The sequence below is a fragment of the Phyllobacterium sophorae genome (genome assembly GCF_003010965.1).
GTDB classification, from domain to species: domain Bacteria; phylum Pseudomonadota; class Alphaproteobacteria; order Rhizobiales; family Rhizobiaceae; genus Phyllobacterium; species Phyllobacterium sophorae.
Window position 1 is genome coordinate 114,982 of sequence record NZ_PGGM01000008.1, and the last position, 25,206, is coordinate 140,187.

General features: G+C 58.2%; 22 protein-coding genes. 13 read left to right on the top strand and 9 right to left on the bottom strand.

Going from position 1 to position 25,206, the window contains the following annotated elements:
• The first annotated feature begins 259 nt into the window (after positions 1–259).
• Both CU103_RS17715 and CU103_RS32515 read left to right on the top strand, forming a co-directional pair.
• The gene (locus tag CU103_RS17715; RefSeq protein ID WP_106665366.1) at positions 260–1,102 is read left to right on the top strand and encodes a class I SAM-dependent methyltransferase; all 843 of its coding nucleotides are present in this window, start codon (positions 260–262) and stop codon (positions 1,100–1,102) included.
• 7 nt (positions 1,103–1,109) lie between these two features.
• Positions 1,110–1,235 carry a hypothetical protein gene (locus tag CU103_RS32515; RefSeq protein WP_280954606.1) on the top strand — a complete coding sequence of 42 codons (126 nt, stop codon included), beginning with the start codon at positions 1,110–1,112 and terminating at the stop codon, positions 1,233–1,235.
• Here CU103_RS32515 and CU103_RS17725 read toward each other — a convergent pair.
• Positions 1,229–2,860 carry an acyl-CoA synthetase gene (locus CU103_RS17725; protein WP_106665367.1) on the bottom strand — a complete coding sequence of 544 codons (1,632 nt, stop codon included), beginning with the start codon at positions 2,858–2,860 and terminating at the stop codon, positions 1,229–1,231. The two genes, CU103_RS32515 and CU103_RS17725, sit on opposite strands and share 7 nt — an antisense overlap.
• Positions 2,861–2,868: 8 nt before the next feature.
• Positions 2,869–3,726: an IclR family transcriptional regulator gene (locus CU103_RS17730; RefSeq protein WP_106665368.1), complete on the bottom strand. Its 858-nt coding sequence runs from the start codon at positions 3,724–3,726 to the stop codon at positions 2,869–2,871.
• A 205-nt stretch (positions 3,727–3,931) separates the two neighbouring features.
• Between CU103_RS17730 and CU103_RS17735 the strand changes: the two genes are divergently transcribed.
• Positions 3,932–4,786 carry a PCC domain-containing protein gene (locus tag CU103_RS17735; RefSeq protein ID WP_170117053.1) on the top strand — a complete coding sequence of 285 codons (855 nt, stop codon included), beginning with the start codon at positions 3,932–3,934 and terminating at the stop codon, positions 4,784–4,786.
• Positions 4,787–4,794: 8 nt separating this feature from the next.
• Here the strand turns inward: CU103_RS17735 and CU103_RS17740 are convergent, their stop codons facing one another.
• Positions 4,795–5,850: a LacI family transcriptional regulator gene (locus CU103_RS17740; protein WP_106665501.1), complete on the bottom strand. Its 1,056-nt coding sequence runs from the start codon at positions 5,848–5,850 to the stop codon at positions 4,795–4,797.
• Between the two features lie 315 nt (positions 5,851–6,165).
• Between CU103_RS17740 and CU103_RS17745 the strand changes: the two genes are divergently transcribed.
• The 8 genes from CU103_RS17745 (at position 6,166) to CU103_RS17780 (ending at position 15,748) form a co-directional block, all read left to right on the top strand.
• A complete protein-coding gene (locus CU103_RS17745; RefSeq protein ID WP_106665370.1) occupies positions 6,166–7,401 on the top strand; it encodes an ABC transporter substrate-binding protein in 1,236 nt (411 codons plus the stop codon).
• Between the two features lie 76 nt (positions 7,402–7,477).
• Positions 7,478–8,371, top strand: a complete 894-nt coding sequence (locus tag CU103_RS17750; RefSeq protein ID WP_106665371.1) for a carbohydrate ABC transporter permease — start codon at positions 7,478–7,480, stop codon at positions 8,369–8,371.
• A complete protein-coding gene (locus tag CU103_RS17755) occupies positions 8,364–9,281 on the top strand; it encodes a carbohydrate ABC transporter permease (RefSeq protein ID WP_106665372.1) in 918 nt (305 codons plus the stop codon). Before CU103_RS17750 ends, CU103_RS17755 begins: the two co-directional genes overlap by 8 nt.
• Before the next feature lie 2 nt (positions 9,282–9,283).
• Positions 9,284–10,372, top strand: a complete 1,089-nt coding sequence (locus CU103_RS17760; protein WP_106665373.1) for an ABC transporter ATP-binding protein — start codon at positions 9,284–9,286, stop codon at positions 10,370–10,372.
• Between the two features lie 27 nt (positions 10,373–10,399).
• On the top strand, positions 10,400–11,146 hold the full coding sequence (locus CU103_RS17765) for a sugar phosphate isomerase/epimerase family protein (protein WP_106665374.1): 747 nt from the start codon (positions 10,400–10,402) through the stop codon (positions 11,144–11,146).
• 14 nt (positions 11,147–11,160) lie between these two features.
• Entirely contained in the window at positions 11,161–12,300 is a 1,140-nt protein-coding gene (locus CU103_RS17770; RefSeq protein WP_106665375.1) for a Gfo/Idh/MocA family protein, read from the top strand.
• 72 nt (positions 12,301–12,372) lie between these two features.
• The gene (locus tag CU103_RS17775) at positions 12,373–14,691 is read left to right on the top strand and encodes a Tex family protein (RefSeq protein ID WP_106665502.1); all 2,319 of its coding nucleotides are present in this window, start codon (positions 12,373–12,375) and stop codon (positions 14,689–14,691) included.
• Positions 14,692–14,761: 70 nt separating this feature from the next.
• Positions 14,762–15,748: an aldo/keto reductase gene (locus tag CU103_RS17780; protein WP_106665376.1), complete on the top strand. Its 987-nt coding sequence runs from the start codon at positions 14,762–14,764 to the stop codon at positions 15,746–15,748.
• A 42-nt stretch (positions 15,749–15,790) separates the two neighbouring features.
• On the opposite strand, the gene CU103_RS17785 is transcribed toward CU103_RS17780, so the two are convergent.
• The 5 genes from CU103_RS17785 to CU103_RS17805 all read right to left on the bottom strand — a co-directional run bounded on the left by CU103_RS17785 (position 15,791) and on the right by CU103_RS17805 (position 21,086).
• Complete coding sequence (locus CU103_RS17785; protein WP_106665377.1) at positions 15,791–16,711, bottom strand: sugar phosphate isomerase/epimerase family protein; 921 nt, start codon at positions 16,709–16,711, stop codon at positions 15,791–15,793.
• Between the two features lie 20 nt (positions 16,712–16,731).
• Positions 16,732–17,850, bottom strand: coding sequence for a sn-glycerol-3-phosphate ABC transporter ATP-binding protein UgpC (gene ugpC, locus CU103_RS17790; RefSeq protein WP_106665378.1), 1,119 nt, complete (start codon positions 17,848–17,850; stop codon positions 16,732–16,734).
• An 11-nt stretch (positions 17,851–17,861) separates the two neighbouring features.
• Complete coding sequence (locus tag CU103_RS17795) at positions 17,862–18,749, bottom strand: ABC transporter permease subunit (protein WP_106665379.1); 888 nt, start codon at positions 18,747–18,749, stop codon at positions 17,862–17,864.
• 9 nt (positions 18,750–18,758) lie between these two features.
• Positions 18,759–19,655 carry a carbohydrate ABC transporter permease gene (locus tag CU103_RS17800; protein WP_106665380.1) on the bottom strand — a complete coding sequence of 299 codons (897 nt, stop codon included), beginning with the start codon at positions 19,653–19,655 and terminating at the stop codon, positions 18,759–18,761.
• 87 nt (positions 19,656–19,742) lie between these two features.
• On the bottom strand, positions 19,743–21,086 hold the full coding sequence (locus tag CU103_RS17805; protein ID WP_106665381.1) for an extracellular solute-binding protein: 1,344 nt from the start codon (positions 21,084–21,086) through the stop codon (positions 19,743–19,745).
• Between the two features lie 289 nt (positions 21,087–21,375).
• Between CU103_RS17805 and CU103_RS17810 the strand changes: the two genes are divergently transcribed.
• Both CU103_RS17810 and ggt read left to right on the top strand, forming a co-directional pair.
• Positions 21,376–22,098 carry a glutathione S-transferase gene (locus tag CU103_RS17810; protein ID WP_106665382.1) on the top strand — a complete coding sequence of 241 codons (723 nt, stop codon included), beginning with the start codon at positions 21,376–21,378 and terminating at the stop codon, positions 22,096–22,098.
• A gap of 121 nt (positions 22,099–22,219) precedes the next feature.
• Positions 22,220–23,950, top strand: coding sequence for a gamma-glutamyltransferase (gene ggt, locus CU103_RS17815; protein WP_245448878.1), 1,731 nt, complete (start codon positions 22,220–22,222; stop codon positions 23,948–23,950).
• 75 nt (positions 23,951–24,025) lie between these two features.
• Here the strand turns inward: ggt and CU103_RS17820 are convergent, their stop codons facing one another.
• Positions 24,026–25,201, bottom strand: coding sequence for an aminotransferase (locus CU103_RS17820; protein WP_106665384.1), 1,176 nt, complete (start codon positions 25,199–25,201; stop codon positions 24,026–24,028).
• Between the last annotated feature and the right edge of the window lie 5 nt (positions 25,202–25,206).

Below are 25,206 nucleotides of genomic sequence, written 5' to 3' on the forward strand. Positions count from 1 at the left end.
ACGCGCAAGGTGCGGCCGGACGAACCTTACTTCCCGACTGATCGGCTCTCTAGGCAAACCTTGGAACGCAGACCCTTCCCCGGAGTTAAGTGTACAGTCCGTTTACCAAAGTCCGCTATGATGGGGCGGAGAAAGGCAACCCGACTCTTGTCAGATGCGTCGTACGCTCGGCTGAAATCGATTGTTCCCATGCGCTGCGGCGAAACAATGGGCAATGTGATTTTTGTGCTCCTGTCTGGGCGAATATGGGGTTTGCCCCATGCATGAGGACACGGAGTACAACCCCAATCTGAAGGGTCTGACGGCCGATTATTTTGATCGCCGCAGCGAGACTTACGACCAGGATGCCATTCATCCCAAACTCGCATTTGTTATCATCAAACATGCGAGGCTCGAGCCCGGGCTCTCGGTGCTGGATGTCGGAACCGGAACGGGGCGGCTTGCGCTGCATGCAGCCAAATTGATCGGCAACGAAGGGTCCGTCGTGGCGATCGACCTTTCCTCGGAAATGCTGACACAGGCGCATTTCAAGGCCGGCATGGAGAGCCTGACAAATATCCAGTTCATACAGGGTGATGCCGAGTCAATTGAACTCGAAGACGGGGCATTTGACAGAATTCTATGCTCGTCTGCCTTCATACTCATGTCGAAGCCGCAGAAAGCTTTGAAAACCTGGAACCGTTGGCTGAAACCTGGTGGCATCGTCAGTTTCGACGCGCCTGGTGAGCCGTTCGGCATAAACACCGTCATCGCGGAAACTGCCGCCGGCCACGGCATCGAGCTGCCCTATGCGACGCTGGCCAACACCACCGACAAATGCCGCAAACTTCTCGAAGCATCCGGATTCGAAATGCTCGAAGTCAGTCAGGAACTCATGCAGGAGCATGTTATGAACCTGGATGACGCATTGGCTGTTTGGGACAAATCCGTTGCCCATCCCGCATGGCACAAACTGGCTCAGCTTCCTGCGAAAACACTCGAACGGATTCGATTGGAGTTTGAAGCTCGAATGAAGGCGGCGTCGACAGACAGCACTGTTACGAGCAGGATCGTCATGAACGTTGTGACGGGACAAAAAAGCGCAGTTCAAGTGGTGAAGTAGATCAACAGTGTTTTCGAATTTTGGCATCAACAACGGTATGAATATGCTTGCCATTCCCTATTTCGACCGATTGACCGTCAAGGGACTGGTTATCGTCATCGCCGTCCGCTCGATGCTCGCAGCAAATCAATGAGCACCTGAATTGCTATCGGGTTCGTCCAGCTCATTGCGCTTGATCAACTCTTCGCGAATTAGTTTCTTGGCAATCTTGCCATAGGCGGATTTCGGCATTTCGGGCCAAAAGACAACACGCTTGGGCAGTTTGTAACGGGCCAGCTTGCCATCGAGCCAGGCGATGATCTCCTTTCCATCCGGGGATCTATCGGCACGGGCGACGCAGACCGCAAGCCCGACTTCTCCCCATACCGGGTCGGGGATTCCAAGCACTGCAACCTCATTGATATCCGGATGCGTTAGCAATTTTTCCTCGATTTCGCGCGGATAGACGTTGGAGCCCCCGGAAATATACATGTCTGACGCCCGTCCGGTGATGAAGACAAACCCCGCCTCATCCATATGACCAAGATCGCCCGTGCGGAACCAGCCATAACGGAAAGCTTTGGCGTTCGCCTCGGGATTGTTGTAGTACCCGGCAAAGACCGCCGGGCCGATGACGCAAATCTCGCCCGTCGTGCCTGCCGGTACTTCATTGCCAGCATCATCCTGAATAGAGATTTGCATGCCAGTGCGCACGTACCCGCAGGTGCCCGGATGTGCATCGTCCTTATCCTCGAGGTGATGTTCTGCGGGCGGCAGCACGGTGATATTGCCGGTTACCTCGCCCAGGCCGAAATATTGCACAATGACGGATCCCAGCGTTTTGAGGGCGTGAATCTGATCGGCCCTGTACATGGGCGCGCCAGCATAGACGACATAGCGCAGCGATGAGTGATCCCGCAAATGAACGGCCGGATGCTCTGTGAGCATTTTCAAGATTGTCGGGACGGTGAACATGTTGCTCACCCGCCATTGTTCAATGAGACGCCAGGCCTCCCCGACATCGAGCTTTTCCGTCGGCAGCAGGATGGTTTTCGCGCCCCTTGCTACCTGCGTCAGCTGGTGAATGCCCGCACCATGCGACAACGGAGCCACGACAAGCGAGGCATCCTTGTGCGTTGTGTCGGGCATCAGATCGCACAGATGGTTGGTGACCACGAAACCCATCTGGCCATGAGTGAGGACAGCCGCCTTTGGCCGTCCGGTTGTGCCGGAGGTGAAAAAGAACCAGCAGGGATCGTCATGTTCAACAGCGGCAACCGGGACTGTTTCGCCAACGAAGCGATCGATGATGTCGTCGTAGTCTTCACCAAATTCAGCTTTGCCGATTGCAATAATGAATTCCAGTTCCGGACAAGCCTCTCGGGACGCTGCCGCATGGTCAGGAAACAAATGACCGCAGATCATGCCTTTCGCACCACTCGTCTTTACAAGGTAGGCAACTTCACCGGGAGTTTGACGGAAGTTGGCCGGAACCCAGACAGCACCCAGCTTGAAGCAGGCGAACATCGATTCAAACATCTGGTTGCAATTTTGCGACTGCACGACAATCCGGTCACCCATGACGATGCCAAATTGCTTTTGCAACGCTGCAGCCATCGCACTGACCCGGCGCTGCAGGTGTGACCACGACCATGATTTTTCGCCCCACACCAGGGCGATCTCGTTGGGAAAGCGGCGCGCCGATTGATCGAGAAAACCGGAGAGATTCATGACCCTTTTCGACATCGGTTCGATGACCAATCCTTTCCTGTTCGTCATATCTTCACCTATGCCAACGGGCTCTGTTCGGGTCTACCACCGCGATTGACCGGTCGTTTTGGCCGATCATGCAGTGGCTGGAGATGTGCAAGCCGCGCCTCGATTTTCTTTGCCTCAATTTTCATCAAAGCGGCTAGTTCGACCTGGCGTGCGGGCTGCATCCGGCTATCAATGGCAGCAATACTCAGAGCCCCAGCGGGCCGCGCATCGGGAAAACGAATGGCAAGGCCAATGCCCCAGGAATTGGCAAGGATACGCCCCGGGTTGAGAGCAAAACCTTGCGCGCGCGCGGCCGCGATATCGGCTCTTATCTGCGGTGGTGAAAGGTGCGGAAATTCGGCCAGGAGTTCTGATTCATTCATGGCAAGGATGGCTTCAATTTCATCGTCGTCCATGGCCGCCAAAATGGCAAGTGACCCGGCGCCAACCCCCAATGGATGACGATAGCCCGCCTGGAGCGCGTGGGTGCGAATCGGGTAAGTGCCCTCCTCCCGGTGAAGGCACACTGCATAATTATCGCGCTGAATCGACAGAAAACTGGTGTCCTGTGTCTTGGCCGAAAGCACACTGAGACTGTCGCGCGATATCTGCAAAAGGCCATATCGGCGTGTCGCAAGCGTGCCGAGCACATAGGCTTCCTGCCCGAGATAATAGCGCCGGGTCAAAGGATCCTGTTCCAGCAATCCGGACCGAATGAGCGCGAGCAGCAAACGCCGCGTCGTCGGCTTATTGAGACCACTCTGTTCCACGATATCGCCGAGTGCACCACCCTGATCGCCGAAATAACTGACAAGACTCAACAGGCCAAGCGCCCTGTCGACGCTCTGGGACCCGCTCATACCTGTTGTTGAAACTTTTTGCTCCATGTTCCGCGCTCGTTGTCGATCCACATTATGGATCGTTCTACCATCCTATAGAACTATGCGGCGAAATTGATTGCAAGCAGGCGCCATTCGTTTAGGTTTCTTTGAACCGGATCGAGGATCGCATTCTATCGTATGGACCATATTGCCGACATCAACACTGCCGTGTCTGTGAACCGACGCGATCAGCATGCCAGGGCGGTCGCCCGTGCCTGAACGGCGCTTGCAACAACCTGGAACGATCGCTGCCGAGCGTTTTGAGAGCCTTGAAGGTGTCGGACGCACGTTCGAATTTATCCTGGGACCTGGCCTGAGCCTTAACGCGGCCATTGCTCGTCAGTTGAGCAAAACGAATCTCAAGGCAGCTGCCCTCGTCCTTGAAGGTGGCGCGTTCGCCCCGTTCCACTACCTCATGCCTGCGTTGTCGAGCGACGGTTATCATGCTGCCTGGTACAGCGAGACATTTTCGCCAGCTGGCGAAACGAGGCTTCTGAATGGCAATGCTACTTTTGGCGAGCGCGACCGGGCGCCCTTTATCCATTGTCATGCATTATGGGTCCAACAGGACGGCAAGCGCTGCGCCGGCCATATTCTTGCGCATGAGACAATTATCAGCCGGCCCATTCGCGCCACTGCCTGGGGCGTCGAGGAAGTGCGGATGGTATCGGAACCAGATGAAGAAACGGCGTTTACACTGTTCCATCCGCTGCCGGCGGCGCCGCTTGCCGCAACGACGGGAACGCGCACTGTGATCGCCCGGGTCGGCCCGAATGAGGATATCATCGAGACCGTGGAAGCGATCTGCCGCAAGCATGGCTTTGCCGGAGCGACGTTGCGCGGCGGTGTCGGCAGTCTCATCGGCGCACGGTATGCCGATGGTTCGACCGTGGACGATATCGCCACCGAGGTTTTTGTAACCCAAGGATTCGTAGCTGCTCACGCGGCCGGGACGCACCTGGAAATTGCCATGGTCGATACCAAGGGCAACATCACCCACGGCTCCCTCCTGCGCGGTGAAAACCCCGTCTGCATCACATTCGAGCTTTGTCTGGAAGAAGCCTGAGGCCTGCCTCAGCGCAGTTCATGCTCGTCTGGATAGCTTAAGCTTTGCAATTCCCGCGCATCGACACCGGCAATGCGCCGCAGCACGGCGCGCGCCAATTCACGCCCGGCATGGCGGACATCTTCGTTGAACACGATGATTTGCGGACGAAACCACTGCAAAACGTCGGTCGATTGCTTGGAGACAAGATCGACATCCTCGCCGATCTTCAATCCAGCCGCCTCGATTCCGGCGACAAGAGCGATAGCCGCACCGCCGCTGCAACACACAATGCCATCAGGACGGTTCGATCCGGACATGATCTCCTCCATCCGGTCGCGAATGCGGCCAAGCGACGTATCGACATCGACGCCGGAAAACGCGACGGCCGCGGCGCTCCCCTCCTCAATGGCGCGCGAAAAACCGCGATCAAGATGGCGGTAGTAGGTGACGGCAGGCGAAGGTCCGGCAAGCATGGCGATCTTGCGCCGTCCTTTTGCCAGCAGGCTCTTTACGGAGAGATAGGCAAAGGCCTCGTTATCGAAGTCATGGTACGGATGCTCGATGCCCATTTCGGTGCGGCCGTGCGTTGCAAATGGAATTCCATGTTCGGTGAGATAACGAACGCGCGGATCATCGGGTTCGGTGCGTGACATGATGATTCCGTCCGCCGAGCCGGTTTCGACGATGTAGCGGATCGGCTGCATCGGATCGTTTTCCAGCGAATAGGGCGTGACCGTCAGATGGTAGGGTGTCTGCGACAGCACTTCGGAAATGCCATAAACCATGTTGGACGTCAGGCCCATGATCGAGGATTGTGCATTCAGGACCAGGCTGATGACATTGGTCTTGCCGGTGCGCAGGCGCACGCCCGCGCGATTGGGCCGGTAGCCAATCTGTTTGGCGATGAGCTGAACGCGATTCTTGGTCGCCTGCCCGATCTCCGGCGCATCTTTTAGCGCGCGGGAAACGGTGGTGACACCAAGACCGGCCATAAAGGCAATCGTCTTCAATGTCGGCCGCTCGGCCTCGGCAGGCGCAATGGCAGCGTCCCGCAGTATCTGATTGCCTGTCTTGTTCTTCATAATCAACCGGTCGTCCAAAGTCACTCGAAGCAAAATGCCACTTTGTATCGTTTCAAAATTTGAACGAAATGTACAGAACTTTTCCCTGCAAAACCGCGCCACATGCAACCATGGGGAACGGGCAGGGCCTTGAAACTGATCCTTCCATCAATAAAAATCAAACTAGAATGCGGGCTAATCTACTGAAAAACCAAGACTATCACTGGTTACGAACGCATCGGGGCCCGTAATGCGTAAAAATTTCACGTCGGGCAATTGCATCCGCGTGACGTTTGCACTAGCCTACCTGTAACGTTTCAGATTTGGGAGGATACGATGCGTTACTGTTCAGCTCTTGCCGTGTTGGCCACGTCCACTTTTCTCGCCACTGCCGGCCCCGCCCCGGCAACCGAACTTGAAGTTACGCATTGGTGGACCTCGGGCGGTGAGGCGGCAGCGGTCGCCGAGTTCGCCAAGGCCTTCGACGCGACCGGCAATCATTGGGTCGATGGCGCCATTGCCGGTTCAGGCAGCACGGCGCGACCCATCATGATCAGCCGCATCACCGGCGGCGATCCCATGGGCGCCACGCAATTCAATCACGGCCGTCAGGCCGAGGAACTGGTCCAGGCAGGACTGATGCGCGACCTGACCGACCTTGCCACCAAGGAGAAGTGGACGGAGGTCATACGGCCGAAAAGCCTGCTCGACAGCTGCACGCTCGACGGAAAGATCTATTGCGTACCGGTCAACATTCATTCCTGGCAGTGGCTGTGGCTTTCCAACAAGGCGTTCGAGACGGCTGGCGTACCGATCCCCAAGAACTGGGATGAATTCGTTGCAGCCGCGCCGGCGCTTGAGAAGGCCGGCATTGTGCCCTTCGCCCAGGGCGGGCAAGCCTGGCAGGTCAATAACACATTTGCCGTGCTGATGCTCGCGATCGGAGGCAAGGACCTCTTTCAGAAAGTCTATGGCGACAAGGATGATACGGTCGCGGCAGGACCGGAGGTCGCCAAGGTGTTCAAGGCCGCCGACGACGCGCGTCGCCTGTCAAAGAGCGCCAATGTGCAGGAGTGGAACCAGGCGACCGCCATGGTCATCAATGGCAAGGCCGGCGGCCAGATCATGGGCGATTGGGCGCAGGGTGAGTTCCAGCTTGCTGGCAAGGTTGCCGGCACTGACTATACCTGCCTGCCCGGCCTCGGCATAAACCCGACGCTTGCGACAGGCGGCGACGCCTTTTACTTCCCGCTGCAGAAGGACGAGGCGAAGGCGAAAGCACAGGAAGTGCTGGCCTCGACCTTGCTCGATCCCAAGACGCAAGTGGCGTTCAACCTGAAGAAGGGCTCGGTGCCGGTGCGTGGCGACGTCGATCTCAATGCGGCCAACGACTGCATGAAGAAGGGGATCGATATCCTCGGCAAAGGCGACATCGTCTCCTGGACCGATCAGCTGGTGTCGCAGGACACGCAGAAACAGTTCGAGGACCTGTTCTCCGAATTCTTCGCCACCGCAATGACGACCGAGGACGCGCAAGAGCGCTTCGCCAAGATCGTCGCCACGGCCGACTGAACGAAGGCGATTTTTGGCCGGCCCTGCGGGGCCGGTTCGCCTTCCCTCACCTTGCAGCACCAGCGACCGGTTCCAAATGCCCCAGCAAAAGCGTCCCATCCGTCTCTTGCGCAACCTCAACGCGAAGATTGCCGCTGTGCCGATGATGCTCACGGCGACCTTCGTATTTGCCGGGGGCAGCCTCTGGACGGTGCTTTATTCCTTCACCAGTTCCAAGCTGCTGCCGCGCTTCAGCTTCGTCGGCGCCGAGCAGTACGAGCGGCTGTGGGCGGCACCCCGCTGGAACGTCGCGGTCGAAAACCTCTTCATCTATGGCGCACTGTCGCTGATTTTCCAGTTCGTCATAGGGTTCCTGCTGGCCGCGCTTCTCGATCAGAAAATCCGCTTCGAGGACACGTTCCGCACGATCTTCCTCTACCCTTTCGCGCTGTCCTTCGTGGTCACTGGATTGGTCTGGCAGTGGATTCTCAACCCCGATTTCGGCGTTCAATCGGTGGTTCGCAGCCTGGGCTGGACGAACTTCGAATTCAACCCGCTCTACGATGCCGATATCGTCATCTTTGGCATCCTCATCGCGGCACTGTGGCAAGGCACGGGGCTGATCATGTGCCTGATGCTTGCCGGCCTGCGCGGGATCGACGAAGACATCTGGAAAGCATCGCGCGTCGACGGGATTCCTACATGGAAGACCTATCTCTTCATCGTTATCCCGATGATGCGGCCCGTATTCATCACCACGCTGGTCATCATCGCCTCGGGCATCGTGCGGGTCTATGACCTCGTGGTGGCGCAGACCGGCGGCGGCCCGGGCATCGCGTCGGAAGTTCCGGCGAAATATGTCTACGACTATATGTTCCACGCGCAGAACCTCGGCCAGGGGTTCGCCGCCTCGACGATGATGCTGCTGTCGGTCGCCGTCGTCGTGGTGCCCTGGGCCTATCTCGAATTCGGGAGGCGCCGGCATGGCTGACGTTGCCGAAATATCCGGCCCGCAGACCGCGATTGAGCCGCGTGGCGCGCGCCCGCGCCATGCATTCAGCCGGCGCAACATCTTCATCTACGGCACGCTGATTCTGGTTGCCGTGTACTATCTCATACCGCTCTATGTGATGGTCGTGACCTCGCTGAAGGGCATGCCCGAGGTCAGGCTTGGCAACATTTTCTCGCCCCCGATGGAGATTACGTTCGAACCATGGGTGAAGGCGTGGTCGAGCGCCTGCACGGGCCTGAATTGCGATGGGCTGTCGCGCGGTTTCTGGAACTCGGTGCGTATCACTGTTCCCTCGGTAATCCTGTCGATCGCGATCGCTTCGGTGAATGGCTATGCGCTCGCCAATTGGCGTTTCAAGGGGGCCGATATCTTCTTCACGGTCCTCATCGTGGGCGCCTTCATTCCCTATCAGGTAATGATCTATCCGATCGTCATCCTGTTGCGCGAAATCGGCATTTATGGCTCTTTGTCAGGGCTGGTGCTGGTGCATGCGATCTTCGGCATGCCGATCATGACGCTGCTCTTTCGCAATTATTTCGCCGCGGTGCCTGAGGAATTGTTCAAGGCCGCACGCGTGGATGGCGCCGGGTTCTGGGCAATCTACCTCAAGATCATGCTGCCCATGTCTCTGCCGATCTTCGTCGTGGCGATCATCCTCCAGACGACAGGCATCTGGAACGACTTCCTGTTCGGCGTCGTCTACACGCGGCCCGACACCTATCCAATGACCGTACAGCTTAACAACATCGTCAATTCAGTGCAGGGCGTGAAGGAGTACAACGTCAACATGGCCGCAACCATCCTCACCGGCCTGGTGCCGCTAATCGTCTACTTCGTCTCCGGGCGGCTGTTCGTGCGCGGCATCGCCGCCGGCGCGGTGAAAGGCTGACGATGACAAGTGTATCGATCAAGGATCTCAGCCTCGAATTCGGTGCCGTGTCGGTGCTGAAGGACCTCAATCTCGACGTCGGCGATGGTGAGTTCCTGGTGTTGCTCGGGCCGTCGGGTTGCGGCAAGTCGACCTTGCTGAACTGCATTGCGGGCCTGCTCGATATTACGGATGGGCAGATCTTCATCAAGGGCAAGAACGTCACCTGGGAGGAGCCAAAGGACCGCGGCATCGGCATGGTGTTTCAGTCCTATGCGCTCTATCCGCAAATGAGCGTGCGCGGCAACCTGACCTTCGGGCTTAAGAATGCCGGCGTGCCGCGAGACGAGATCGCGCGGCGCATCGAGCGCGCGGCCAACATCTTGCAGATCGAGCCGCTGCTGGACCGCAGGCCGGGCCAGCTTTCCGGCGGCCAGCGACAGCGCGTCGCCATCGGCCGCGCACTGGTCCGCGACGTCGACGTCTTCCTGTTCGACGAACCGTTGTCCAATCTCGACGCCAAGCTGCGCTCGGAACTGCGGGTGGAGATCAAGCGGTTGCACCAGCAGCTGGCCAATACCATGATCTATGTAACGCACGACCAGATCGAGGCCCTCACGCTTGCCGATCGAATCGCGGTGATGAAGGGCGGGCTGATCCAGCAGCTCGACGAGCCGCTGACGATCTATAACAGGCCGCGCAATCTTTTCGTCGCCAGCTTCATCGGCTCCCCGGCGATGAACTTCATCAAAGGCGAGATCACCGGGACGAACGGCTCACCGGTCTTCAGGGCCGGCGATCTGACCATATCGCTGGCTGGCTACGAGACCCAGCAATCCCTGGCGCCTGGCCATTGCGTCATCTTGGGCTTCCGTCCAGAACACATCACCATCAGTGATGTGCCTGGCCCCGCCGGCCGCTCGTGCGAGGCCGTGGTCGATCTGGATGAACCCATGGGTGCGGACAGTCTGGTCTGGCTGAAAGTCGCCGGAAAGGCCATCTCGGTTCGGGTCGATTCCGGCAGGCGCTACCAGCCAGGCGAAAAAGTGTTCCTGATCTTCAATCCCGCGATGGCCTCGCTTTTCGACGTCGCGACCGAAAACCGCATCTAAATTTCCCAAGCATCACGGAGAAATAAAGTGACCGACCTTTCCTACCAGCTCTACAGCTCCCGCAACTTCCCGCCGCTTCACCAGACGCTCGAAATGTTGCAGCGCAACGGTTACAGGCAGGTTGAGGGTTATGGCGGTGTTTATGCCGACGCGAAAGCAACAAGAAGTGCGCTCGATGCCAATGGTCTGACCATGCCGACAGGTCATTTCAGCATCGACCTTCTGGAAAATGACCAACAGAAAGTTCTCGATCTCGCACAGACACTCGGCATGAAGGCGATATACTGCCCACACCTGGCGGTCGATCTTCGTCCCTCTGATGCCGCCGGCTGGTCGGCGTTCGGTGAGCGGCTGGAAGCGGCACACGCCACTTACAGCAAGGCCGGATATATTTTCGGCTGGCACAATCACGACTTTGAGTTCAAGGCACTTGCTGATGGTTCGATCCCGCAAAAGCTGATCTTCGATGCCGCCCCGAGCATATCCTGGGAAGCGGACATCGCCTGGATCATTCGCGGCGGCGGCGATCCATTCGAATGGATCGAGAATTACGGGTCACGCATCAGCGCGGTGCACGTCAAGGACATCGCTTCTCCCGGTCAAAACACCAATGAGGACGGCTGGGCCGATGTCGGCTATGGAAGCGTCGACTGGAAAGCCCTGATGACGGTCCTGAAAGATACACCGGCCCGCTATTTCATCATGGAACACGACAATCCGTCGGATGATGAACGGTTCGCCCGCCGTTCCATCGCCACCGTCAAGACATTGTGAAGAAAGACACTGACATGGCTAAAACACTTGGGGTCGGCATCGTCGGTGCCGGCAATATCTCCACGACGTATCTAAGACTTGCCCCGCTGTTCAGGGGAATTGAAATCCGTGCCGTTGCCGACATCAACAAGGCAGCGGCAACTGGGCGTGCATCCGAATATGGCATTGAAGCGCGCAGCATCGATGGCCTTTTGTCGAGCGAAGACATCGATCTGGTCGTCAACCTGACCGTGCCGGACGCGCATTTCGATGTGTCGAAGCAAATCCTGTCCGCCGGCAAGCATCTTTATTCGGAAAAGCCGCTGACACTGTCGCTGAAGGACGGTCTGGAATTGCAGAAACTCGCAGCGAAGAAAGCCTTGAAAGCGGGGTGCGCACCCGACACCTATCTCGGCGGCGCCCACCAGCTGGCGCGCAAGCTGGTCGATGACGGTCAGGTTGGCACGATCACCTCCGGCACGGCGCATGTGATGAGCCATGGCATGGAGCACTGGCATCCCAACCCGGATTTCTTTTTCCGCCCGGGCGGCGGGCCCATCCTCGATCTTGGTCCGTACTACATTGCCAATCTGATCAACCTCATCGGCCCCATCAGGCGGGTGGCAGCGCTGACATCCATGGCCAAACCGACCCGCACTATCTCCAGCGAACCGCGCAAGGGCGAAATCATCAAGGTGACAACACCGACAACCATTCAGGCGCTGCTTGAATTCGAAAGCGGTGCTTCGGTCACCCTGTCGGCAAGCTGGGACGTCTGGGCCCATCATCATCCCAATATGGAGCTGTACGGCACGGACGGTTCACTGTTTCTTCCCGATCCGAATTTCTTCGGCGGCGAGGTCAAACTGGCAAAGCCGGGCAAGAAGGCCAGGCCGGTGAAAGCCTGGGCACATCCGTTTGGCACGCCCAACCAGAAACACTCGGCCGGCATGATGGCCAACTACCGCACGGCCGGTCTTGCCGACATGGCGGCCGCCATCCTGCAGGGACGCGACATCCGCTGCTCGCTCGAGCGGGCATTGCACGGCGTCGATGTCATGGTCTCCATCCTGCGCTCCGGCGAGGAAAAGAAGTTTATCGACATCAAGACAACTTGCACACGGCCGCAAGCGCTCGGCATCAAGGAAGCCAAATCGCTGTTGAAAAAGAACTGAGTCATCGCTCCCGGGCGATTGCGATCATGGTCGGGCGCCACTATGTTGGCCGCCCGATTGTGATTTATGGAAATGCCAGTGACCGTTACAAAAACTGCCCGCATCGCACGCCTCATCGCTGGCGAAATCAATGCGCGACCAGAACAGGCCAATGCGGCGATCGAACTGCTCGATGGCGGCGCAACCGTGCCTTTCATTGCGCGCTACCGCAAGGAAGTGACCGGCGGGCTGGATGACACGCAGCTCCGCACGCTTGACGAGCGCCTCATCTATCTGCGCGAACTTGATGCGCGCCGCGACACGATCATCGAGTCGATCCGCAGCCAGGGTAAGCTCACCGACGAGCTGGAAGGCAAGATCGCCGGGGCCGTCACCAAGGCAGAGCTCGAGGACATTTACCTGCCCTTCAAGCCCAAGCGGCGGACCAAAGCGGAAATTGCCCGCGAACGCGGTCTTGGTCCGCTGGCAGAAACAATTCTCTCCGACCGGCGCACCATTCCTTCCGAATTGGCAACGAACTTCCTCACGGACGAAGTCCCCGATGTGAAGGCTGCGCTTGACGGCGCCCGGGACATTCTCGTCGAGGCCTTCTCGGAAAATGCCGATCTAGTCGGCCGCCTGCGCAACTACATGAAGGATCGCGCCGTCCTGCGCGCCAAGGTTGTGACGGGAAAAGAGGAAGCCGGCGCAAAGTTCTCAGATTACTTCAATCACTTCGAACGCTGGGCAATCGTACCAAGCCACCGTGCGCTGGCCATGCTCCGCGGCCGCAACGAGGAGGTATTGTCGCTCGACCTCGAGGTCGATGCGGAAGACACCGCCGCCATCAAACCGGTCGAGCGCATGATCGCTGACGCCTATTCGATCCCGGCCAAGGGTGGTGCGGCCGACAGCTGGCTGATGGAGGTCGTGCGCTGGACATGGCGTATCCGCCTGTCGCTCAATCTCTCCATCGATCTCATGACCGCCCTGCGCGAACGCGCCGAGGAAGAGGCGATCCATGTCTTTGCCCGCAACCTGAAGGATCTGCTGCTGGCGGCGCCTGCCGGCTCGCGCGCGACCATGGGTCTCGATCCGGGTATCCGCACCGGTGTGAAAGTTGCGGTCATCGATGGCACCGGCAAGCTGCTTGATACGGCAACGGTCTATCCTTTCCCGCCGCGCAATGATGTGCGCGGGGCACAAGCGGAATTGGCAAAGCTCATCGTCAACCACAAGATCGAGCTGATCGCCATCGGCAATGGCACCGGTAGCCGCGAGACGGAACGCCTCGTCGCCGACATGCTGTCCGACTTGCCATCGCCCAAACCGTTGAAAGTCATCGTGAGCGAAGCGGGAGCCTCGGTCTATTCCGCATCGGCGACTGCTGCAGCCGAATTTCCCGGGCTCGATGTCTCGCTGCGCGGGGCAGTTTCCATCGCCCGCCGCCTGCAGGACCCATTGGCGGAACTGGTCAAGATCGAGCCAAAATCCATCGGCGTTGGCCAGTACCAGCATGATGTCGATCAGTACCGCCTCGCCCGCTCGCTGGAGGGTGTGGTCGAAGACGCAGTGAACGCCGTCGGTGTCGATCTCAACACCGCATCGGCATCGCTGCTCGCCCGCATTTCGGGTCTGGGCAGCTCGCTCGCCGAAGCGATCATCGCCTATCGCGACGATGTCGGGCCATTCAGGACCCGGCGCGATCTGCTGAAGGTTGCCCGGCTCGGACCACGGGCCTTTGAACAATGCGCCGGGTTCCTGCGCATTGCGGACGGCACCGAGCCACTGGATGCTTCGGCCGTTCACCCGGAAGCTTATGGTGTTGCCAAGAAGATCGTCAGCGCCTGCGGCCGCGATGTGCGCTCGCTGATGAATGACAATAGCGCTTTGAAGGCACTCGATCCCCGCGTCTTCGTGGATGAACGTTTCGGGTTACCGACGGTGCGCGATATCATTGCCGAGCTGGAAAAGCCCGGCCGCGATCCGCGGCCTGAATTCAGGACGGCATCCTTTGCCGATGGCATCGACAACATCAAGGATTTGAAGCCAGGAATGCTTCTGGAGGGAACAGTGACAAACGTCGCGGCCTTTGGTGCCTTTGTCGATATCGGCGTGCATCAGGACGGCCTCGTGCACCTTTCGCAACTGGCCGATCGGTTCGTCAAGGATGCGCACGAAGTGGTCAAGGCCGGCGATGTGGTGAAGGTGCGGGTCGTCGATGTCGATGTGAAGCGCAATCGCATCGGTTTGACCATGCGCAAGGATGGCGGCGGCCCGCAGCAGCCAAGGGCCCCGAGAGCTGACGACAGCATTCAGCGGCCTCGTACGCACACGCCGGCGCCGAAGCCACAACCGGTTGCGCAAGGCGCCTTCGGGGCGGCTCTTGCGGACGCGATGCGCAAGAAGTGATATTGCCGTGTACCAAGCCGAACCTCGATCGGCGGTCGCCGCACCATAATGAACTGCTGGGAGAAGCACATTGGATATCCGCAAAATAGGCAAGACGCCGCTCGCCGTGACGCAATTCGGGTTTGGCGGAGCAGCCATCGGCGGGCTCTATCGCGAGTGCACCCGCGAAGCAGCCATGGATACGCTGCAAACAGCCTGGGATGCCGGCTTACGCTATTTCGACACCGCGCCGTTTTACGGCTTCGGCCTGTCCGAACGGCGCACCGGCGATTTTCTGCGCAGCAAGCCGCGTGAGACCTATGTTCTGTCGACCAAAGTTGGCCGCCTGTTGCGGGCCGTCCCTGACGATCAGGTACCCGACCATTCCTATGTCAATCCGCTGCCCTTCACCGTCGACTACGATTACAGCTATGACGGCATCATGCGATCGTTCGAGTTCAGCTACGCCCGGCTCGGTTTGAACCAGATCGACATTCTCTACGTCCACGATATTGGCACCCACACGCACGGGAACGAGAAGAATGCGCTCTATTTGCGTCAGTTGCTCGACAGTGGCATGAAGGCGCTCGACGAATTGAAATCCACTGGCGCGATCTCTGCCTACGGTCTTGGTGTCAACGAGGTCGAAGTCTGCCTCGATGTAATTGCGAGAAGTCCGATCGACTGCATCCTCCTCGCCGGGCGCTATTCATTGCTGGATCGCTCGGCTGAGCGCGGGCTGCTCGAGGCGTGCCGCGAGCAACAGATTTCACTGGTGATCGGCGGCGTGTTCAATTCCGGTATCCTCGCAACCGGACCGGTTCCTGGTGCCAATTTCGATTACGGCCCGGCCTCGGACGATATTCTCGAGCGCGTACGGGCCATGCAGCAGATCGCGCAAGCCAATTCGATGCCGCTTGCCGCTGCGGCCATGCAGTTTCCGTTGCGTGAACCGGTTGTCGCCAATGTCCTGATCGGCACAGCCAAGCCGTCCAGCCTGACCCGAAACATGGAACTGCTGAACGTGAATGTACCGGAGGCGGCCTATGCCGCGTTTGAGCCCTTTACAATCCGGTGAGCGGTCAGGCGTGGCCCGCGCAAACGGCCACGCCCAACAACATCATGCTGCAAGCCGGCGGCTATTGACCAGGTCCACAAGCTTCAGCGCGCGAGCAAGACTGTCGGCCTGTTCGCTGGCAAATCGCTCTCCCGTGATCTCCATAATCAGCATGGTATCCGGCAGGAAGGTGAGTTCGGAAAAGATCTCTTGCCAGGGAATGTCGCCCCATCCAATTGGCAGATGCAGATCGCCGATACCGAGCGCCGTCGCTTCGGCCGGGTGATAGAACTTCGTCATGCTGTAGGGACGACCGAAGCTGTCATGCACATGCAGATGTCCGGAAACCGGCGCCATCGCCCGGATCTGCTCGCGCCAGTTGAGGCCGAGGCGCGTACATTCGATATAAGCATGGCTGAAGTCGATCAGGCCGCAGAGATTGGGGCTGTTGACAGCCTTGACCGTCTCGCCGACCTTTTCCGGCGTCTGACGGTATTCCGCATCGCTCAGCGCAAAGATGTTTTCAAGCGCGATACGCACGCCATATCCCTTGGCGATCTCGGCCATTTCGGCCAGCGCATCGCGCTCCATCTGGTCAAGCTCGCCAATGCGTGTCAGCGCCGGCATCTTCGCCTGGCCGCCATGATGAACGAGAATGCCAGCCTCGGCACGATTGCAAAGTTCGAGCATGGCGCGAACGACGGTCTTCTGCAGGTCGAGATGTTCGCGGTCCATGAAGTTGGAAACGATCTGTCCGTGCACGCTGTAGCGCAGGTCGAACTGGCGGGTAATCTCGACCAGGCGCTCCGCACGACCGGGAACAATGCGGCCGCCGGCAATCAGTTCTTCGCCATAAAGTGACAGTTCGGCAGCGGTCGCGCCGAGATCGCTGATCGTGCGCAGCGAGGCTTGGAGCGTATCGAAATTGCCGCCGCCCGTATGGGTACAGAAACCGACGGAAGTAATAGTAGAGGCTGAGTTCATGATCGATCCTTTCAAGCGGGTCAGGCCGCCACGGTTGTTTTGATTGTACGCTTTACTGCGGGCACGTCATCAAGGCGCAGGCCGGTTTGCAGCGAGAAAAGGTGAATATGCGCGGCAGGCAGCTGCAGGCCGACCGTTGTTCCCGCTTCGACGAGTTGCCCCTCATCCATGGCGACAGCAAAGTCCCGCCCGTCGATCTCGACGTGAACGATGCGGCCCGAACCCAGCTCTTCGACAAAATCGACAGTCGCCGGCACGCTGCTTGCAGTTCCCGCCGCAACCAGCCGGCAATGCTCGGGCCGGATACCGGCAGAAACGGCACTGCCTGCATTGTCGCCGCCGAGCGCCGGGTCGATCGCCAACCGAATGCCGTCAAGCAGCACGAAATCGCCGCCCGGCGCGACGGTGCTGTCGAAAAAGTTCATGGCCGGGGAGCCGATGAACGAGCCGACAAAACGGGTCCGCGGCCGTTGGTAGATTTCCAGAGGCGTGCCGACCTGCTCGACATTGCCCTTGTTCATCACGATCAGCTTGTCGGCCAGTGTCATCGCCTCGACCTGGTCGTGGGTCACGAAGACCGAGGTGGCCGACAGCCGCTTGTGGAGACGGCGGATTTCCACGCGCATCTGCACGCGCAGCTTGGCATCGAGGTTGGAGAGCGGCTCGTCGAATAGGAAGACCTTGGGTTCGCGAATGATGGCGCGGCCCATGGCGACGCGCTGGCGTTGGCCACCGGAAAGCTCGGCCGGCTTGCGGTCCAGCAGTTCCTCGAGCCCGACGATACGGGCGGTTTCGACGATGCGACGGGTGCGCTCGGCGCGCGGAACACCCGCTACCTTCAGCGCATAGCCGATATTCGCCGCCACGTTCATATGCGGGTAAAGCGCGTAGTTCTGGAAAACCATCGAGCAGCCGCGATCGCGTGGCTCAAGCTCGTTGACAACCACGCCATCAATCGAGATTTCCCCGCCAGTGATTTCCTCAAGCCCGGCGATCATGCGCAGCAGGGTCGACTTGCCGCAACCCGATGGGCCAAGAATGACGACGAATTCTCCGGCTCTGAAATTGAGATCGACACCATGCAGGATTTGCGTTCGGCCGTATGATTTGCAAACGTCCTTGATACTGATTTCAGCCATGGTTTTTTCCTTTATTTCTCTGCCGAGACAAGACCGCGTATAAACCAGCGCTGCAGAACAGCGACGACGATGAGCGGTGGTGCCATGATGATGAGGGCACCGGCCATGGAGATATTCCATTCCGGCAGGCTGTTCACCGAAGGGACGAGGGTTCGCATCGCCACCATCGCGGTCTGGTAATCGACTTCCGTCGTCATCAGCTTTGGCCAGAGATACTGGTTCCACGCATAGACAAACATGATCGTTGCCAGCGCCAGCATATTGGTGCGCGATAGCGGCAGGAGGATATCGATGAAGAAGCGCAGGGGCCGCGCTCCATCCATCTTTGCCGCCTCCGCCAGTTCATCGGGCAGGGTCATGTAGAACTGCCGGTAGAGGAACGTGCCTGTCGCTGTCGCGATAAGAGGCAGAACCAGACCGGAATAGGAGTTCAGCAAGTTCCACTGCAACGACAATTCAATACCGGTGAGCGTCTGGATCAGCCAGCGCACCGGTTCGAAAACATCGGCTGCAATATTATAAGTGGGGATCACCCGCACTTCGAGCGGCAGCATCAAGGTCAGGAACACCATCCAGAAGAACACATGGCGCAGCGGACTGCGGAAATAGACGATTGCAAAGGCGCTCAGCGCTGCAAGCACGATTTTGCCCGTCATGACCAGCAGCGACGTGATGAGGCTGTTGAGCAAAGCAGGGCCAAGATTGGCCCTGTGCCAGGCCTCTTGAAGATTGTGCAGGAAATCCGCACCCGGCGTGAAATTGAACGGAACGGCGTTGACCTGTGCCAATGATTGCGTCGATGCCGCGAAAATCATCCAGAACGGGCCGAGAATGACAAGCAGGCCGAGACACATGATGAAGTACGTCACGGCGTTGAGGACGGGAGTGCGTTCAATCATCGCTGATTCCTACTTGTAATGCACACGCCGCTCGACGTAGCGGAACTGGATGAAGGTGAAGACCATGATCAGGGCGATGAGAATAAGGCTCTGCGCCGCCGCACCCGAATAGTTCAGGCCGCGAAATGCTTCGCTGACGATGCGATAGACCATGACATTGGTGGCTTTGTTCGGTCCGCCTTCGGTCGTCAGGTCGACAATGCCGTAGGTATCGGGCCCAACGAAGCTTTCGGTCAGGTTGAGAACCAGCAGGAAGAACAAAGTCGGCGCAAGCAGCGGGATCTGCAAATCGAGCGCCCTGCGGACCGGGCCCGATCCGTCCATCGACGAGGCTTCGATCAGGCTGCGGGGAATCGACTGAAGACCCGCCGTCATGAAGATGAAATTGTAACCGATCCATTTCCACGCAAAACAGATGATTACCAGGACCATTGCGTGGCTGCCGAATTTGGCCGGATTCCACAGATCAGGTGACCAGGTGTTGACCACAGCGATCAGACCGCTCTCGGGAGCGAAGATGAACCGGAAAGCAAGTCCAACGGCCGGGGCGGCAATCGCATAGGGCCAGATATAAAAGAAGCGGAACAGACCCGACCCTTTCAGCTGGCGGTCAACGCAAATGGCAAGCACAAAAGCGACAAACATCGAAAGGGCCGTGGCGCTGAAGGCAAAAAACAGGCTGAGAGAAACCGACTGCCAATATTCGGTGTCGGCAAAGACGTCGCGGAAATTGTCCCAGCCAACGAACAACCGCTCGCCTACCCCGCCAAATGCCGGCTCCAGCGAAAAGGCCCAGGTGAGCACCGACGTTGCCGGCCAATAGAAGAAAAACAAAATCAGCAGGAGTTGCGGAAACGCAAAAAGGATCGGCAACCACCAGCTTTTGAAGACAGCGCGCTTGTTCATGAGATCGTCCGCCTGGCGTCTTGATCGGATGCAAGAATGGCAATGGCCCGGATGCGCTAGGCTCAGGACCATTGACGAGAACGTTGATCAGTTCAACGCGCGCCCGGCATAGGTCTTTTCGAAGCGGCGAAGAATGGCGTTGCCGCGTTCGACGGCCTGGTCGAGGCCGGCCTGTACGGTCATCTTGCCAAAGAAGATCCCTTCCATGGCATCGGAGATTTCCTTGCGGATTTGCGGGAAACCGCCAAGGCGAATACCGCGTGTGTTGGCCGAAGTCGGCGTGAATGTCAGGCTGGCAATGGCCTTGTCGCGACCCTTGTATTCTGGCTTGTCATAAAAGCCGTTGGCCTTCATGGCTTCGAAACCCGTCTTTGTAACCGGGATATAGCCGGTCACCGTCGACCACCATTGAACCATATCCGGCTGGGCAATGAAGTTGAGGAAGGCAGCAGCGCCCTTGTACTCGGCTTGCGGACGATTGTTCAGAACCCAGAGCGACGCGCCGCCGACCAGCGAATTCTGGCGCTCGGTGCCCTTCCAGACCGGAAGCATGGTGACATCCCACCTGGTGCCCGGCTTGATGGTCTTGCCGATTGTGCCGTGATCGGCGATCGACGACTGGATCATCTGGCATGTCTCGGAGGTGAATGCCGGAACGACATCCATGCCGAGCTGCTTGGTCTTGACGACAAACAACCCTTCATCGGTCATCTTCTTGAAGAAGGTCAGGTGATCGACGAGCTTGGTCTTGTTGATGACGAGTTCGGCGTCGAGCCCGTCATAACCATTGCTCTTCGTCGCAATTGGCTGGTTATGGATTGCAGAAAATTGCTCAACCGTTGCCCAAGTGTCGAAGCTGAAGCCGAGTGGACAGGAATATCCTGCAGCCTTCAACTTGCGGGCAGCAGCTTCAACATCTTCCCATGTCTGCGGGGCGCCTTCGATACCCGCCTTGGTGAAGGCATCGACATTGTAATAGAACATGGCAGTCGATGAATTGAACGGAAACGAATAGAGTTCGCCCTTCGACGTTGCATAATAGTTGGCGATGCCGCCGAAATAGTTGGTCCAGTCGATCTTGTAGCCATTGTCCTCCATCAGCTTCTTGGCCGGAACAAAAGCGCCCGATAACATCAGGTCGAGCGTGCCGCCGTCGAATATCTGTGCGATGGCCGGATGCTTCTTTGCACGGTAGGCAGCGATTGAATTCTGCACCGTCTCGGGATAGCCGTTCTGACTGGTGCAAACGATTTCATAGTCCGCCTGCGAGTCGTTGAACTTCTTGCATGCATCCTCGACGCGCTCGCCAAGATCACCGCTCAGCCCGTACCAGAATTCGAATTTGGTCTTATCTGCAAGCGCAGGCGTGGCACCAAGGCCAACGGCCAAGGCAGCGACGGTCAAACTGAATTTGACAGCATGTGTTTTCATCTCAAGTCCCCGTTCCAATGAGTGGCAGCAATTTGCGGGCAGTTCCAGCAGAACCCTGGCCGCCTCGATCGGGACTATGTCTAGGGTGGCTATGTGAAACTTTGATCGATCTAATGCGAAAGTATTGTGACAATGCACAGCTGCGTAGAAGTGCTTAATAAGCCGGCTACAATCATCCCTTTCTGCCTCGCAGGGGAGCACTTGAAATGACGCGGCCTTCTCCTTCATAAGGCGAGTGCTGCCACAATTCCGTGCTTGGCTGCGGGAACACTGAAACCGGGAGATACCCATGTCCTTCGAACTTTATTATTGGGATGGAATTCAAGGCCGCGGCGAATTTGTCCGGCTTGCGCTTGAAGAAGCCGCAGCAGACTATATCGATGTCGCACGCCGGCCGGACGGCATGGCAGCGATGATGAAGCTGCTCAAAAGCAGGACCGAGCCTCACATACCTTTTGCGCCGCCTTTCCTGAAGGATGGCGATCTCATCGTATCGCACGTCGCCAACATTTTGTTCTATCTTGGTCCGAAACTTGGACTTGCACCTAAGAACGAGCCTTTGCGCTTTATTGCCAATGGCCTGCAACTGACCATCACCGACTTTGTTGCCGAGGTTCACGACACGCATCATCCTCTTTCAACAAACCTTTATTACGAAGATCAGAAGGAAGCGGCAAAGCAGCGCGCGGCAGATTTCATTACGCATCGCATTCCAAAGTTCATGGGCCATTTCGAGCGGGTACTGGCGCAAAATCCGCAAGGCAACAAGCATACGGTCGGCCGCGGGCTGACCTACGTAGATCTCTCGCTGTTTCAGATTGTCGAAGGGTTGCGCTACGCTTTTCCGCGGGCCACCAAAGATATTGGCAAACGCTATCCGGCACTTGTCGCCTTGCATGATGCCATTGAGCAGCGCCCCAACATAGAAAAATATCTCACCTCCGAACGCCGGCTCGATTTCAATGAATCAGGCATCTTCCGTCACTATCCCGAGCTTGACCAGGACGCCTGAGTAAGGCCAGATACCGCCGTATCCGGACTGCGCCGTCACTTTTGCTGGACATGGCGTGCCGGACAGGTTCCAGTAGCCCATTCAATCCTTTTTTGGAGGAACGACCATGGATTATCGCTCTATGAAAGCTTGTGCTTTCGCCGTTGCACTGAGTGTCGGCCTTGCACCGGCTGCCTCCGTGTTTGCAGCCTCACCGGAACCGGTCGAGGCCGACCACGGCATGGTCGTCACTGCCCAGCATCTTGCGTCGCAAGTCGGTGTCGATGTTCTAAAAAACGGTGGCAACGCGGTCGATGCCGCCGTGGCCGTTGGCTATGCGCTGGCCGTCGTCTACCCGACGGCTGGCAATATTGGCGGTGGTGGCTTCATGACCATTCGCTTGAAAGACGGCAAGACGACCTTCCTCGATTTCCGCGAGCGCGCGCCGCTCGGCTCGACCAAGACAATGTATCTCGACGATAAAGGCAACATGGTCAAAGGCCTCAGCACCGATGGCTATCTGGCAGTCGGCGTGCCCGGTTCCGTTCTCGGCTTTGAAACCGCCAGGACGAAATACGGCACCAGGCCGCGCGAAGAGCTGATGGGGCCGGCAATTCGCTTTGCCCGGGATGGCTTCGTGCTCAACCAGGGCGATGTCACCTCGCTTCAGGGCGGTGCAAAGAAACTCGCCAAGGACAGGGCTGCCGCCGAGATCTTCCTGAAGCCGGACGGCAAGACCTATGCGATTGGCGAGACGCTGGTCCAATCCGATCTGGCAGCAACCCTATCGGCTATTTCCGAGCAAGGTCCGGAAGCATTTTATAAAGGCGCGACCGCCGATGCCATCGTCAAGGCCAGCCAGGCAGGCGGCGGCATTCTTGCCAAGGGCGATTTCGAACAATATTCCGTACGCGAACTTGAGCCCGTGAAGTGCAATTATCGCGGCTATGACATTGTATCCTCACCGCCTCCAAGCTCCGGCGGCGTGATTATCTGCGAGATTCTGAACATTCTCGAAGGTTACCCGCTCGGTTATCTCGGCTATGGTTCGGCCGAAACGGTCCACGCCATGGTCGAAGCAATGCGTTATGCCTATGTCGATCGCAATGCTTCGCTCGGCGATCCTGATTTTGTCGACAACCCGGTGACGAAACTGCTCGACAAACAATATGCGAAGGATATTCGTGAGAAGATCAGCCCGTTCAAGGCAGGCGAGTCGCAGCAATTGATGCCGAAGGGTTTTGGCGAGAGCAAAGAAACCACGCATTACTCCATCGTCGACGATGAAGGCAATGCGGTGGCCGTCACCTATACGCTGAACGGTTCATTCGGTGCGGGTGTCGTCGCGCCGGGAACCGGCATCCTGCTCAACAACGAGATGGATGATTTCACCGCCAAGCCGGGTGTTCCCAACCTCTACGGGCTTGTCCAGGGTGAAGCCAACGCCATCGAGCCGAAAAAGACGCCGCTGTCATCCATGAGCCCGACAATCATCTCCAAGGATGGCAAGCCGTTCATGGTCATCGGCAGCCCCGGCGGTGCCCGCATCATCACAATTACGCTTGAAGCGATCATCAATGTCATCGATCACGGCATGAATATCCAGGAAGCCATCGACGCCCCGCGCATCCACCATCAGTGGCTCCCGGACAAGGTCTATATGGAGCCCTATGCCCTTTCCGCTGATACGCGCAAAATCCTCACCGAAATGGGCCACGACGTCGAGATCGACAAGAGCTGGACGATCTGGGGCCAGGCAGCGGGTATCCTGGTTGGCGGAAAAAGCTTGACTGAAATCGAGAAAGGCGACGGCGCACGCTATAACGGCGCTATCGACAGCCGTTCCGGCTCAGGGGAGGCGCTCGGTTACTGATCTACATCGTGCGGCAAAATCATCGTGCGTGGTGCGGCGGGCCCACCCCGGCACGATGGATTGCGGCAGCTGATCCTACAAGCGGAATTCGACCATACGCTCGCGCAGTTGCCGGATCGTTGTCGCATCAGCGTTGGCAAAGGCAAAACGCAGGAACTGAGTATGGCGCACGCCAAAGTACTCGCCGGGTATGGCAAGAATTCCTGCCCGCTTGGCCAGTTGTTCGGCCACTTCCGTTGACGACCGGTCTGCAAATGGATGGCGGATAAAGGCGAAATAGGCGCCGATCGCCTCAAGCTTCCAGCCGGCAAGATCCGTCATCACTTCGCGCAGTGCATCGGCACGCATGTCAATCTCGTGCCGGTTGGCGGCCCGCCATTCAACGAGCGCCGGCAAAGCCCGGGCGACTGCGCCCTGCGCCGCCCGGGGTGCGCAGATCTGCAGATTATCCATGATCTTGGCGATTTCTTCGACGACCTTTTCGCCGGCCGTCACGGCGCCAAGCCGGTGTCCCGGTATGCAAAAGGATTTGGAGAAACTGTAGAGCTGGATGAGATTGTCGTGCCAATGCTCTTCATGCAACAGGCCATGCGGGGCGCCAGAACCCTCCGGCAGGAAATCGCGGTACGTTTCGTCGAGGATGAGCCATAGGCCATGCGCCTTGCACACGTCGAAGATCGCCTTCAACTGCTCCGGCGGATAGATGGCTCCCGTCGGGTTGTTCGGGGTTACCAGTGCAAGCGCCCGCACCCCGGGTGTCATCGCGCGTTCAACCGCATCGGCTGTTGGCACAAAGCCATTGTCGGCATCGCAGGCGACAAAGCCGGTCTTGATTCCGAGCATCGCCAGTGTGGTTTCGTGATTGAAATAGAACGGATCGCTCATCAGCACGGTATCACCCGCTGCCGCCACCGCCATGGCCGCGCAGATAAAGGCCTGGTTGCAGCCGGAAGTGATGTGGATATTGCCAGCGCCAATCTTCGTCCCGTACAGGTCCGAGACATGCGCCGCGTAGGCATCGCGTAGCGGCGTCTCGCCCTCGATCGGCCCGTAATTGGTATAGGCCAGCGATGAAGCCGCCTCGCCCAGCCATTGCAGCATATCGGCATGCGGTGGATAGCCGGGTACCGCCTGTGACAGGTCAATGAGCGGGCCATGGTCGCCGCCATAGGTTTTCCCCCAGGCCTGCACCGCCGGTATCGGCGGCGGCGACAGACGGGTGACAAGTGAATTGAGCAGTGCAGCGGTCATGGGCA